Origin of the sequence: Polycyclovorans algicola TG408 (assembly GCF_000711245.1) — a bacterium.
Classification (GTDB): Bacteria; Pseudomonadota; Gammaproteobacteria; order Nevskiales; family Nevskiaceae; genus Polycyclovorans; species Polycyclovorans algicola.
Genome location: NZ_JOMH01000001.1, coordinates 558,630 through 570,706 on the forward strand (window position 1 = coordinate 558,630; position 12,077 = coordinate 570,706).

The 12,077-nt window shown below is 64.0% G+C and carries 12 protein-coding genes and 1 tRNA gene; 7 read left to right on the forward strand and 6 right to left on the reverse strand.

Going from position 1 to position 12,077, the window contains the following annotated elements:
* Positions 1-89 precede the first annotated feature (89 nt).
* From U741_RS0102695 to U741_RS0102710, 4 genes are read left to right on the forward strand one after another with little or no spacing between them, the layout of a single operon-like run.
* Positions 90-716: a TetR/AcrR family transcriptional regulator gene (locus U741_RS0102695; protein ID WP_029888956.1), complete on the forward strand. Its 627-nt coding sequence runs from the start codon at positions 90-92 to the stop codon at positions 714-716.
* Positions 713-1,612: a fatty acid desaturase gene (locus tag U741_RS0102700; RefSeq protein WP_052378432.1), complete on the forward strand. Its 900-nt coding sequence runs from the start codon at positions 713-715 to the stop codon at positions 1,610-1,612. The genes U741_RS0102695 and U741_RS0102700 overlap by 4 nt, the downstream gene beginning before the upstream one ends.
* Positions 1,613-1,625: 13 nt before the next feature.
* Positions 1,626-1,799, forward strand: coding sequence for a rubredoxin (locus tag U741_RS0102705; protein ID WP_029888958.1), 174 nt, complete (start codon positions 1,626-1,628; stop codon positions 1,797-1,799).
* The gene (locus U741_RS0102710; RefSeq protein ID WP_235200010.1) at positions 1,796-2,521 is read left to right on the forward strand and encodes an SIR2 family NAD-dependent protein deacylase; all 726 of its coding nucleotides are present in this window, start codon (positions 1,796-1,798) and stop codon (positions 2,519-2,521) included. Before U741_RS0102705 ends, U741_RS0102710 begins: the two co-directional genes overlap by 4 nt.
* Positions 2,522-2,540: 19 nt before the next feature.
* Here U741_RS0102710 and U741_RS0102715 read toward each other — a convergent pair whose 3' ends face one another.
* Both U741_RS0102715 and U741_RS0102720 read right to left on the reverse strand, forming a co-directional pair.
* Positions 2,541-4,259: a SulP family inorganic anion transporter gene (locus tag U741_RS0102715; RefSeq protein WP_029888960.1), complete on the reverse strand. Its 1,719-nt coding sequence runs from the start codon at positions 4,257-4,259 to the stop codon at positions 2,541-2,543.
* A gap of 4 nt (positions 4,260-4,263) precedes the next feature.
* Positions 4,264-4,959, reverse strand: a complete 696-nt coding sequence (locus U741_RS0102720; RefSeq protein WP_029888961.1) for an MBL fold metallo-hydrolase — start codon at positions 4,957-4,959, stop codon at positions 4,264-4,266.
* 254 nt (positions 4,960-5,213) lie between these two features.
* Between U741_RS0102720 and U741_RS0102725 the strand changes: the two genes are divergently transcribed.
* Both U741_RS0102725 and U741_RS19395 read left to right on the forward strand, forming a co-directional pair.
* Positions 5,214-5,864 (forward strand): glutathione S-transferase family protein, encoded by a 651-nt coding sequence (locus U741_RS0102725; protein WP_043110175.1) that lies wholly within the window; start codon positions 5,214-5,216, stop codon positions 5,862-5,864.
* A gap of 66 nt (positions 5,865-5,930) precedes the next feature.
* Positions 5,931-6,098: a hypothetical protein gene (locus U741_RS19395; RefSeq protein WP_161776102.1), complete on the forward strand. Its 168-nt coding sequence runs from the start codon at positions 5,931-5,933 to the stop codon at positions 6,096-6,098.
* A 112-nt stretch (positions 6,099-6,210) separates the two neighbouring features.
* Here U741_RS19395 and U741_RS0102735 read toward each other — a convergent pair whose 3' ends face one another.
* A complete protein-coding gene (locus U741_RS0102735) occupies positions 6,211-6,816 on the reverse strand; it encodes an LON peptidase substrate-binding domain-containing protein (protein WP_029888963.1) in 606 nt (201 codons plus the stop codon).
* 136 nt (positions 6,817-6,952) lie between these two features.
* Between U741_RS0102735 and U741_RS0102740 the strand changes: the two genes are divergently transcribed.
* Positions 6,953-7,028: transfer RNA gene (locus U741_RS0102740), tRNA-Phe, on the forward strand.
* Between the two features lie 111 nt (positions 7,029-7,139).
* On the opposite strand, the gene U741_RS0102745 is transcribed toward U741_RS0102740, so the two are convergent.
* From U741_RS0102745 to U741_RS0102755, 3 genes are read right to left on the reverse strand one after another with little or no spacing between them, the layout of a single operon-like run.
* The gene (locus U741_RS0102745) at positions 7,140-7,862 is read right to left on the reverse strand and encodes a M48 family metallopeptidase (protein WP_029888964.1); all 723 of its coding nucleotides are present in this window, start codon (positions 7,860-7,862) and stop codon (positions 7,140-7,142) included.
* A 2-nt stretch (positions 7,863-7,864) separates the two neighbouring features.
* Positions 7,865-10,978 carry a type I restriction endonuclease subunit R gene (locus tag U741_RS0102750; RefSeq protein ID WP_029888965.1) on the reverse strand — a complete coding sequence of 1,038 codons (3,114 nt, stop codon included), beginning with the start codon at positions 10,976-10,978 and terminating at the stop codon, positions 7,865-7,867.
* Between the two features lie 58 nt (positions 10,979-11,036).
* Positions 11,037-12,038 (reverse strand): Fic family protein, encoded by a 1,002-nt coding sequence (locus U741_RS0102755; protein WP_029888966.1) that lies wholly within the window; start codon positions 12,036-12,038, stop codon positions 11,037-11,039.
* Between the last annotated feature and the right edge of the window lie 39 nt (positions 12,039-12,077).

The window sequence follows — 12,077 nt, forward strand, 5'->3', positions numbered from 1 at the left end:
GTAGAGCCCTCGCGGGGGGTGTATGTCCCCTGATCGGGGGATGGCTGAACGGCGCGCACTCTGCAGGGGTTGACGATGTTAAATAAACAATGTTCAATCTACGCATGGCCCGCCCGCAACTGACCGACGATGTTGTCGACGCCACCCGCAAACGACTGGTGACGCTGGCGCTGGCGCTGTATCGCAGCGAGGGGCTGGAGGCGATCACCTTTCGCCGGCTTGCCGACACGGCAGGCATCAGCCACACGCTGCCCTACCGCTACTTCCGCAACAAGGAAGCGGTCCTGGTGGCGATGCGCGTCGCCTGCACCCAACACTTCGACGACTTTGTGCGGGCCCGCGAAACTGCGGGTGCCCCGCCCATGCAGCAGATTCGGGAAGTGGCGGCGGCCTACGTGGGCTTCGTGAGCGAACACCCGGACGACTATCTGCTGATCTTCAGCCTCGAACAGCCGCCGCCGAGCCGTTACCCCGAATTATTGGCAGCGCGGCGGCACCTGTTCGATCACGCCACCGATGTCGTGCAGCGCGCCATCGACACCGGGGACTTGGAAGGGGAGGCGCGCGCGCTCACGCACCTGTTCTGGGTGTCGTTGCACGGCCTGATGACGCTGCATGTGGCCGGTCAGTTGGTGCACGGCCATGACATGACCACCCTGCTGGACCCCTTGATGCAACTGATGCTCAAAAGCACCGCTGCCGAAGCACCGCCATGAGTGCCCAAGCCCTTGACCTGTCGGGCCTGAGCCCCGAACGCAAAGCCCGCTTCAAGCAGCTCACCTCGGCGCCCAAAGTGTCGTGGCCGGTGGTGGGCATTTGGGCGCTGGTGATGAGCGTTTACATCAGTTCAGACGCCCTCGCCTTCCTGGGTGTGCTGCCGCTGTGGGCGGCGATGATCATCAACTCGGTCATCGGCTACTACGCCTTCACCGTGGTTCATGACGCGATACATCGCGCGATCTCGACGAACACGCGGCTCAACGACTTCATCGGTCAGACGGCGGTGTTCCTGGGCGCGCCGTACGTCGACCTGCGCCTGTTCCGCTGGGCGCACATCCTGCATCACCGTTTCACCAGCGGCCCGAAAGACCCCGACATCGTGCTGCACGGCGCGGCGTGGACCTTGCCGTTCCGCTGGATGGCGATTGACCTGCTGTATCTGATTCACACGATTCGTTATCGCGACAAGGTGTCGCAGCGTTATCTGATGACCTCGCTGTGGCTCACGGCAGCGACCGGCCTTGTGTTCGGTGGGCTCATCGCCAGCGGGTATGGCTGGCATGTGCTGATGTTGTGGTTCATTCCGTCGCGCATCATTTTTCTGACGCTGGGCTTCAGCTTTTTCTGGCTGCCGCACGTGCCGCACGACACGCGTCAGGAAGACAACCTGACCCGCGCGACCGCCGTGCGCATCGGTCATGAATGGCTGCTCAGCCCACTGCTGCAATGCCAGAACTATCATCTGATTCACCACCTGTATCCGATGACGCCATTCCTCAACAATCGAAAAGTCTGGACCTTGCTGGAGCCGGAATTGCGCCAACGTGAGCTCGCGATCCAGCACGATTTCCGCATACACCCGAAGATTTATCCCGCATCTGGCGCGGGCTAACGAAGGAGCCGCCATGAGCACCGCCACCCGCCGCTATCGTTGCCGCTACTGTTCTCACGTGTATGACGAGGCCTTGGGCGACCCCGACAGCGGCATTGCACCCGGCACGCGCTTTGATGACATTCCCGACGACTGGATCTGTCCCGAATGCGGGGCCGCGAAGTCGGATTACGACCTCGACGAGTGACCTTCCCCGGCAAGCGGATCGACCTCGACGGCGGCGATCGGGTGTGTCTGTTCATCGGCGCCGGGATGAGCGCCGAAAGCGGGGTCCCGACCTATCGCGGCGCCGGGGGTATCTGGGGCCAATATAACTACCGGGAGGTCGCCTGCCAGCGCGCTTTTGACCGGCAGCCCGGCGTGGTGCTCGACTTTCATGAGCAGCGCCGCGCAGGCCTGCTGGCCTGCGCCCCCCACGCCGGACACGCGCACATCGCCGCCTTGCAGGCGCGTTACCCAGGACAGGTGAGCGTGGTCACGCAGAACATCGACGGCATGCTGCAACGGGCCGGGGTGGCCGTCGCTGCTGAACTGCACGGCTCCATCTGGCGCATGCGCTGCGCGGCGCACGGCCTCAGTGATGACCGCGCCGGCGCCAACTTGGTCACCCGTCACTGCGCCTTGTGTGGGCGCTGGCTGCGGCCCGACGTCACCTGGTTCGAAGACCAGGTGGATGGCGCGGTGTTCGATGCCGCCATGCGGCTGATCGCCGCATCGCAGTGGCTGGTGGCGGTCGGCACCACCGCCTCGGTGTATCCCGCAGCGGGGTTTTTACCGTTCGCCAGAGAGATGGGCGTTCGCTTGGTCGAGATCAATCCCGAGGCCAGCGACATGAGTGACCTGTTCGAGCAGGTGATCCGTCAGCCCGCCTCTGTCGCGCTGCCGGCGTTGCTGCCCCTTTCTCGATGACCGGGTCGCGCGGCTCACCCTAGCCCTGCGGCCCGCCAACGACGGCATTGACCGCATCCTGTGCCGACAGGTGAATGTGCGCAGGCGCAAGCTTGCGCAGCAGGTCGGTTTTGGCGAGGCGGTCCATCACCGGGCCCTTGACCTCGGCCAGATGCAGGGCCACGCCGGTCTCGGCCAGCACCCGTTCGATGCCGGTGAGCACTTCCAGACCGCTGGAATCGACGCCATTGACGCCCGACATGATCAGCACGACGGCGCGCAGGTTGGGGGTTTCGAGGATGCGTGTCTGCAGTTCGTTCTCAACGAACGGCGCGTTGGCGAAGTACAGGCTCTCGTCGACGCGCAGCAGCAGCACGCCGGGAAAGGTCTGCACCGGGTGGCGGCGAATGTTGCGAAAGTGCTCGCTGCCGGCCATGCGCCCCACCACCGCGATATGCGGGCGGCTGGTGCGATACAGGAACAGCGCCAGGGCGGTGCCAGCGCCGAGCAGCAGGCCGGGTTCGATGCCCAGCACCAGCACGCCGACGATGGTCACGACCTGCGCGACGCCATCGGTGCGATCAAAGGCCCAGGTCAGGCGCAGGTGGTGCAGGTCAATCAACTGCCAAACCGCCACCACAATCAACGCCGCCAGCACCGACTTGGGTAGCGCCGCGATCAAGCCAGTAAAAAAGAACGCGCCCAGCGCCACCCACACCGCGGTGACGATGGCCGCCAGTTGCGTGCGTGCGCCGGCGTCGAAGTTGACCATCGAGCGTGCAAAGCCGCCGGCCACCGGCATCGCGCCGGCAAACGCGGCGGCAAGATTGGCACCGCCCAACGCCAGCAGTTCGCGATCAGGGTCGATGCGCTCGCGGCGGCGAAAGGCCAGCACCTTGGCCACCGAAATGCTCTCGATATAGCCGACCACGGCGATCATCGCCGCCGACGGCAGCAAGGCCATCCAGCCGTCGGACGCAATAAAGCCCAGCGTCGGCAGGGGAATGCCCTGCGGAATGGCGCCGACCACGCGTACCCCGTGGCGGGCTTCGGTGTCGAGCAGGGTCGACAGCAGCGTGGCGATGATCACCAGCACCAGTGGCGCGGTGCGGCTGAGAATCGCGGCGGTGTTTTTCGCCACGCCGACGCGCGTGAGCGTCTTCACCAAAGGCTGGCGCGCCAGCACCAACAACATCAGCGCCGCGACGCCCCACGCCAGCTCGGCCGGGTTGATCTGTCGCCATTGCTCGGCCAGGTGCGTCAGCAGCTCGAACGGCAACGCGTCACGCGCCACGCTGAGGCCGGTGAGTGCCGGAATCTGCGTGCCGATGATGGTGATTGCCGCAGCCGTGGTGAAGCCCGACAACACCGGGTGGCTGATGAAGTTGGCCAGCCAGCCCAGTCGCAGCGCGGCCATGGCCAGCAGCATGACGCCGGTCAGCGCCGACAGCAGCAGTGCGCCGGTCAGGTATTTGTCGACGTCGTCGCCGGCATAGGCGGTGAGCGCCGAGCTGACCATCACCGCCGCCACGGCGACAGGTCCCACGGCCAAGGTGCGGCTTGAGCCCAGCAGGGCGTAAGCAATCACCGGCAGGACGCTGGCGTAAAGGCCGATCTGCGGCGGCAGCCCGGCGAGCAGCGCATAGGCCAACGCCTGCGGGATCAGCAGGATGGCGGTAATCGTCCCCGCCAGCGTGTCGGCGCCCAACCCCGGCAAGCCGCCGTGGCGCAGGTCGGCCAGCAGCGGCGAAATACGCACGGGGTCAGTTGCGCCCGCAGGCCAGATTGGCCGGCACGGCAATGTCCATCAGCTTAGGGTTGGGCAGGTTCAGGTTGCGCATAATGTCCACGTACTCGGCCTCGGTTTTACCGGCCAGTCGCGGGTTATGACGCCTCTCTTCGCCGATGCTGGAGGTCATCCAGCCCTTGTAGTCGTGTCCGGCCCACACCAGTGTGTCGTCCGGCAGCTTGAACAACCTGTTGACGATCGAATCCCAACTCTTGTGGGGATCGCCGCCCTGGAAGTCGGTGCGGCCGCTGCCGCGAATCAGCAGCACGTCGCCGGTAAAGACGCCTTCGGGCGCGGCGGGGTTCAGCACGAAACTGAACGATTCGTCGGTGTGGCCGGGCGTGTACAGGGCCTTGAGCTTGAGGCCGTCGACGTCGATTACTTCGCCCTCGCGCACCTGCGTCGACACGCATTCGGCCTTGGTGAACTGACCCATGATGGTGACGCAGCCGGTGGCGTCGCGCAGGTCGCCCAGCGCGGTGATGTGGTCGGCGTGGGTGTGCGTGTCAATGGCCTTGACCAGCTTCAGATCCAGCGCCTCGATGGCGGCCAAATAGTGGTGTGCCTGCTCCTTGACCGGGTCGACGAGCACCGCTTCGCGGCCGTGGCCGGACGCCAACAGGTAGGTGTACGTGCTTGAAACCGGGTCAAAAAACTGGCGGAAGATCATGGAAATGCCTTGTGAGGGTCTGTACCGGAAACCTTAGATAACCAAAAAGAATATCGATATTCCTTAAGTGAAATAAGATTACGCCGGAAGGCGTCGCGCGTCAATATCGGGGTCGTCGAACCTGTCGCTGACGTACCTCTGTCACGACCCAGTGACCGACCCATTCGGGTCGTTGGCAGCGTCCGGCGCAGCGCGCAACATTCGCAGGCTCCGTGCACTGCGCGGCGACATCAAAACCCATTTGAGGAGACCCCATGAAGCTGTTGAACTCGTTTGGCCCCAACCCGCGCATGGTGCGCATGTTTGCGCTCGAAAAAGGCATCACGCTCGACATGCAGGAGCACGACCTGATGGGCGGCGAAAACCGCCAGGCCGATTACAAGCGCAAGAACCCTGCCGGGCAGCTGCCGTCGCTGGAGCTCGACAACGGCGCCGTGATTGCCGAAACCATCGCCATCTGCGAGTACCTCGATGAGGTCAATCCGGGCAAGTCGCTGGTCGGCAAGTCGCCGGAAGAAAAAGCCGTGTCGCGCATGTGGCAGCGCCGCGTCGAACTGAACATCACCGAGGCCATCTACAACGGCTTCCGCTACGCCGAGGGCTTGCCGCTGTTCAAGGACCGCGTCCGCTGCCTGCCCGAAGCGGCCGATGGGCTAAAGACCATTGGCAAGGAAAATCTGCAGTGGCTCGATGGCCTGATGGCGGGCAAGCCGTTCGTCAGCGGCGATGACATCCGGCTGGTCGACTTGGCGCTGTACTGCTGCCTCGACTTCGCCAACAGCGTCGGCCAGCCGCTGGACCCGTCGCTGAGCAACCTGAACGCCTGGTTCAAACGCATGGACGCCCGCCCCAGCGCCGCCGGCAGCCTTCATCCGGCCGCGGAACAGGCAAAGATGAAAGGGTAAAAGGTCATCGCCGGCCCGTCATGCCGCCCGATATCGGCATGCCGGGCCAGCACGCGATCCAACAGCGTGAGCACCGTTACCGGCCGCATCATCACTCGGGTCTGCGGCGCCGTCTGCTACGGACAGTTCTTCGCCATCTTGTTTCGGATCAATTTGGTGGTGACGGGCGATGACGCCGAAGCGCCGGTGCAGGTTGAACCGGCACGCAACCATCGCCGCTCGACCTCGAGGTGAAAGCGAGGCATTGCCATCCATGTCCACGCGGCACTGCCTTCTTCAGTTGCCAAGTCGGCAACCTCAGCGTCCACCGGAGCGGCTCCTTGGACAACCGGTTGAGAGATCACGGCTAAGCCTCATCCGACCCCGACGACTGCCGCTGCAACTCTGCGGTGACCTCGTCGAGCACCTTCAGTGGTTCGTCACAGGTCAACCAGCGTTGGCGACGCTCGGGCGTGACGTTGAGCAGTTCGGCCCAGCGGTAACCCACCCACGCGGCGTCGTCCAGCCGGAACGGGCGCGGCAACGGCGCATCGTCCCCAAGCGTGTCCGACAGTTGGCGCAGCAGCGCCGCCAGCGGGGCGTAACGCTCGGGCAGCGGCATGGGGTCGGGTGGATCAATCCACGCCACCCGGCCCATGATCAGGCCGGAGTCCAGAGTCCAGCGCTCGAGAATGCGAAAGCGTGACTCGCCGCGCGCCAACAACAGGTAACGGTCAGCGTCGGGTTGCGCCGACTCGATGATGCGCGCGCTGCACCCCAGCAGCGCCGGAATGGCCGGCGCGCCAACTTCGAACCCGCCTTCAATCAGGCACACGCCGAATACGCTGTTCTGCGCCAGGCACTCGGCAACCATCTGCAGGTAACGCGGCTCGAAAATGTTCAGCTGCAGACGCCCGGCAGGAAACAACGGGTTGCCCAGTGGGAATAAAGGAATTTCGGTGGTGTCGGTCATGACCCGGTCGGGCGGTTTGGGGACGTGCACCTTACCCGGCCTCATCGTCACTCGGGTGTTGAGCGAGCTTGACGCCACCCCCGCGCGCGGCTTTAATACGCGCCCCTTCGCGGTCCACGCGAAGCGCGTCCCAAATGGCCAAGTAGCTCAGTCGGTAGAGCAGAGGATTGAAAATCCTCGTGTCGGCGGTTCGATTCCGTCCTTGGCCACCATTAAATCAAGCACTTACGATCTGATCGCGCGCCTCAGTGGCTTTGTTGGTGCCCTCCCGGTGTTGATGCTGCCAAAGAAGGCAGCGTTCCAATCTGAGGGTTGTTTGATCGCTAACGGTCAGATCTCGCCCAATCCTCGTGCGCCAGCGGCGCGGCATTGAGCAACGCCCGCGCCGAGCGCCAACCTGACAGTTGAGCCTCCAGGAGCGCGACGAAGCGCTCCCCATGTGTCGGTTCCCGCAGATGAGTCAGCTCGTGCACCAGCACGTACTCCAGGCACTCCGGCGGCTTCTTGGCGAGTTCGGTGTTCAGCCGGATGTTGCGTGTGGCGGCGTTGCAGCTTCCCCACTGCGTCTTCATCTTCTGGATGAGCACGCGGTTGCATGCCACGCCCATCACGGGCTGCCACTTGTCGAGCAGCGCCGGTAACGCCTCGCGAATCTGGTCGCGGTACCAGCGCGCCATCACCTGCGCCCGCGTCTCGACATCCGCGCCTGGGCGAACACCAAGGACGAGGCGGTTGTGCCGCCGGATGACGGCAGGCGCCTGATCACGCTCCTGCACCGTGAGCAGGTAACGGCGACCCCAAAGGTAATGGCTTTCCCTGTCAATGTACTCGCGCGGGGTCTCGCGAAGCTGGGCGCTCAGCTTGGTCCGCTGCCGCCGTATCCACCCCAGCTTGGAAATGGCAAATACGCGAATGGCGTCCGGGCTCATGCGGGCGGGCGCGGCGATGGTCACCCGGCCGGTCGGGGGGTGCACGCTCAGATGAAGGTTCTTGATGTTCTTGCGAACCACGTCCACCGAGACATCCCCAAGCTCGAGCGCCTCCATCCTCAGTACTCGGGCTGCGCGGCGATGATGAGAAACAGCCGCTCAACCTCGTTGACATCATTCAGCACCTCGTACATCGCGGCCTTGATGGCCTGCTCGCGGGCCTGCACGCCGCGCCAGCCATCAAACCGTGCCGTGCGAATGGTCGCGTCCAGCCTCAACGCCAGCGCCAAGGCCTCGTCAGCGGGCTTGCCGTCGTAATCCGGCGGCGTCTCCTGAGCCGCTAAGCGTGATGGCAGATTCGCCAGCAGGTTGTTGTAGAGCGCGCGCTTGCCAGCGCTGTCCAGTTGGGTGGGCAGCGTTTCGTCGTGGCCAGCCTCGATCTTCTTGGCCAACTCGGCGATGCGGTGCAGGTAGGCCTCGTACTCGTCGGCCTGTTCCTTGCGAAAGCGGATGATCTCGTCCAGCAGCGCCGACATCTTTTCGTAGAACGCCGGGTCGCTGGTTTGCTCCTTGACGATCTTGCTGCGCACGTTGTTTTCGATGGTCTCGGCGATGGCGGTCTTGTTGCCTTTCATGCCGCCTAACTGCTGGGCAATGGCTTCGCCAATGCCGGTTTTTACGATCAGCTCCAGCAGCCCCATGTTGTCGAATGGGGAAATCTTTCTGGGCTGATCGGCCTCGATGTACGTGTCGATCAGGTGCCGCATATCGGCCTCGAAGGCCTTCAGATCCAGCGTCTCGCTGCTGGCCCGGCGCACGATCTCGCGCACGTCCACGTAGTGCTTGAGCTGGCGCTTGATCCGCTCTGTGTCGCCCGGCGTGTACCCCGCCGCATCCAGTTCGTCGGCGATGTTGGCGTAGGCGCGCACCAGTGCCACGGTGGCCTTGTAGAGCGCCGCGCGCTGCGGCTCCCGCTCGGCCAGGTCGGTCGCGATCTCGACGTTGCCGCAGAAGTAGTGCATGTACTCCAGCTCGCCCTTGGGCGGCTGCACCGGCTCACACAGCAGCTCCAGCGTTTCGATGGCGGCATCCAGGCGTTCGCGGCCCTTCTTCAGCCGATCCTGCAACAGCACCTCGGGCTCGGCACCCCCGGCGCTGTGATCCAGCTCGGCGGTGTACACCGCGATGGCGTTCTCAACCTTCTTGAACAGGTCCTTGTAGTCGACGATGTAGCCGAAGTCCTTGTCATCACCGTCCAGCCGGTTGGTGCGGCAAATGGCCTGAAACAGCCCGTGGTCCTGCATCTTCTTGTCGATGTACAGATACGTGCAGGGCGGCGCATCAAAGCCGGTGAGCAACTTGTCCACCACCACCAACAGCTTCATGTTGGCCGGCTCGTTGGCAAACAGATGCTTGGCCTGTTCCTCAAAGGTTTCGGTGGCGCTCTTGCCCGGTGCCGGCGCCACGTCCTTGAGCAGCTCGATGTAGGTGTTGTAGATGAACTGCTTGTCGCTCTCGGTATTGGCGCCGGTCTCCTCCAGTGTGACGTCCTTCGTCATGGGGTTGTAAGACGTCACCACCGCACAGCGCCCCTTGAACGGCGTCTTCTGCAACAGCGTGAAGTACTTGCACGCCTCGAAGATGCTGCTGGCCACCAGAATGGCGTTGCCCCGGCTGTTGGACAGGCGCGGCTTCACCCCAAAGTCGAACAGGATGTCGCTCACCACCCGATCCATGCGCGAGCGCGAACTGAGCACCCGCTGCATCGTGCCCCACTGGGCGCGCAGCTCGGCCTTCTGCCAGCCGTTCAGGCCGCGCGTCTTGGCCTCGAACCACGCGTCGATATGCTCTGGAGAGCCCAGACGCTGGTCGATGTCGCGCGCCTCGTAGATCAGATCCAGCACCACACCGTCTTCCACGCCCTCGCTGAACTTGTAGGTGTGGATGTAGTGGCCAAAAACCTCCAGGCTGCTTTGCCGGTCCTGTGCCAGCAGCGGCGTGCCGGTAAAGCCGATGAACACGGCGTTGGGCAGCATGGCCTTCATGGTGCGGTGCAGCTTGCCGCTCTGGGTGCGGTGGCATTCGTCGACAAACACGAACACCTCCCCCACCGTGGTGCTCGGCTGTGCCTCTAGCTCTTTGATGAAGCCCTCAAAGTCGGCCACGTCGCGCTTGCCAAACTTGTGCACCAGCGAGCACATCAGGCGCGGGCTGGGGTTGGCCAACTGCGTCATCAAGTCCCGGCCGCTGCGGCTGCGCTGCATAGCCTCCCCGGCATCGGTGAACACGCGGTGGATCTGCTTATCCAGCTCGTCACGGTCGGTGATGATGGCCACCCGCGCCTGCGGGTTGTGCTCCAGTATCCAGCGCGCCAGCAGCACCATGACGATGCTTTTGCCACTGCCCTGGGTATGCCAGAGGATGCCGCCGCGCCGCTCGCGCACATGCTGCTGCGCCGCCTTGATGCCGAAGTACTGATGCACCCTCGGCAGCTTCTTGATGCCGCCATCAAACAGCACAAAGTGCTGCATCAGGTCCAGCAGGCGGCTCTTGTCGCACATCTTCAGCAGGTATTTGTCGAGCTTGAAGCGCGTGTTGTCGGCCTCGTCCTCTTTCCAGCGCAGGAACATCTTTTCCGGCGTGCCGATGGTGCCGTACTGCAAGCCTTCGGAATCGTTGCCGGCAAACACGAACTGCACGGTCGAGAAGAACCACGCGTTGAACTCCGGCCGCTGGTTCGACAAGTTCTGGCGAATGCCATCACTCAGCGACACGCGGCTGTTCTTCAGCTCCAACACGCCGATGGCGATGCCGTTCACGTACAACACAACGTCGGGCCGCCGTTCGTGACCGCCCTTGAGGGTGACCTCCTCGGCCACGGCAAAGTCATTGCGTTCCGGGTGTTGCCAATCGATCAGGTGCACCAGCTCGGTGACCTGGCCGGCCTCGGTTCTCACCGGCACGCCGTAGCGCAGCAGCCCGTACACCGCCTGGTTGTTGCCGTAAAGGCTGCGGTCGTGCCGACCCGCCTCGGTGCGCAGGCGGTGCAACGCCATGCTGACCTGCGCCGGACTGTGACCGCGCGCCACAAGCCAGGGGCTCAGCAGCGATTCTTCGACGTTGTTGTTGTCGCGATCCGTCCAGTCGCCCAAGTAGCGATAGCCCAGCTCATCCCGGAACAGCGCCAGCACGCGGTTTTGCGTGACCCGCTCGGCTTGGCCAATGCGATTCATGCGGCGCTTTCCAACAAGCGCACTGACCGGCGCGCAGGTGCGCGGCGAGGTGCAGTGTTCATGGCAACACCTCCCAGTGGCCACCCTTTTGCGGGCCAACGTACCGCAACCGGCCGCGCTCGCGCAGGCTGCGCGCCGCACGCTCGACTGCGCTGGTCGATAAACCAAGCTGCGCCGCCACCTCGGCCAACGTCAGCGTCGGTGCCTTTTTCAGGGCGGCCAGTACCCGCTCGGGCGTGGACGCCTGCTTTTTCACCGGCGCTTTCGCCCGCGTTTTCACCTTCACTTTGACCAACGGCTCTACCGCGCTTGCGGCACTGATGGCTTGTTGCAGACAGCCCAGCATGAACTCGATGAACACCGCGCAATCGCTTTGCCGGGTGCTGGCATTCAGCGCCGCGTAGTAACCCGCCTGTTGCGCGTGCACCAGACTCTCCACCGGCACATAGGCCATCACCGGGTTCCAGCGGCTGAGCATCAGCGTTTGCCACAGCCGTCCCATGCGGCCGTTGCCGTCGCTGAACGGGTGAATAAACTCAAACTCGTAATGAAACACGCTGCTGGCGATGAGCGGATGCTGGTCGGTCGTGGCCAGCCAGCCCAGCAGATCGCGCATCAGCCGCGGCACCCGGCTGGCCGGTGGTGCCATGTGCATCACCTGGTCGCCCTGCATCACGCCCACACCGCCCTGGCGGTAGCGACCGGCGTCATCCACCAGGCCCTGCATCAGGCAGTTGTGCGCGGCCAGCAGGTGTTGTTCCTGCGCCGGTTGCCACTGCCCAAGCTGCTCGTAGGCCTTGAGCGCATTGCGCGCTTCCAGCACCTCACGCGGCGGGGCGATCACCGGCTTGCCGCCGAGGATGGCGGTGATCTGCGCTTCACTGAGCGTATTGCCCTCAATGGCCAGTGAGCCCTGAATGGTGCGAATACGATTGATGCGCCGCAGCCGCACCGCCATGCCCTGGGCTGCGGTCAACCGGCCCACCTGCTCGGCGATGGATGCAATCTGCGACACCATGCGGGCGGTCACGGTAAAGGGCGGCGAGTACGGCGCTTTCATGGGCAGCGCATTCGCACTGGCAGGCAAAAACGCGCAGGT

What these genes read in the sequence shown, in the direction of transcription:
- U741_RS0102695 (WP_029888956.1), top strand. Translation starts at nt 90, where the DNA reads ATGTTCAATCTACGCATGGCCCGCCCGCAACTGACCGACGATGTTGTC.
- U741_RS0102700 (WP_052378432.1), top strand. Translation starts at nt 713, where the DNA reads ATGAGTGCCCAAGCCCTTGACCTGTCGGGCCTGAGCCCCGAACGCAAA.
- U741_RS0102705 (WP_029888958.1), top strand. Translation starts at nt 1,626, where the DNA reads ATGAGCACCGCCACCCGCCGCTATCGTTGCCGCTACTGTTCTCACGTG.
- U741_RS0102720 (WP_029888961.1), bottom strand. Translation starts at nt 4,959, where the DNA reads ATGATCTTCCGCCAGTTTTTTGACCCGGTTTCAAGCACGTACACCTAC.
- U741_RS0102725 (WP_043110175.1), top strand. Translation starts at nt 5,214, where the DNA reads ATGAAGCTGTTGAACTCGTTTGGCCCCAACCCGCGCATGGTGCGCATG.
- U741_RS0102735 (WP_029888963.1), bottom strand. Translation starts at nt 6,816, where the DNA reads ATGACCGACACCACCGAAATTCCTTTATTCCCACTGGGCAACCCGTTG.
- U741_RS0102745 (WP_029888964.1), bottom strand. Translation starts at nt 7,862, where the DNA reads ATGGAGGCGCTCGAGCTTGGGGATGTCTCGGTGGACGTGGTTCGCAAG.
- U741_RS0102750 (WP_029888965.1), bottom strand. Translation starts at nt 10,978, where the DNA reads ATGAATCGCATTGGCCAAGCCGAGCGGGTCACGCAAAACCGCGTGCTG.
- U741_RS0102755 (WP_029888966.1), bottom strand. Translation starts at nt 12,038, where the DNA reads ATGAAAGCGCCGTACTCGCCGCCCTTTACCGTGACCGCCCGCATGGTG.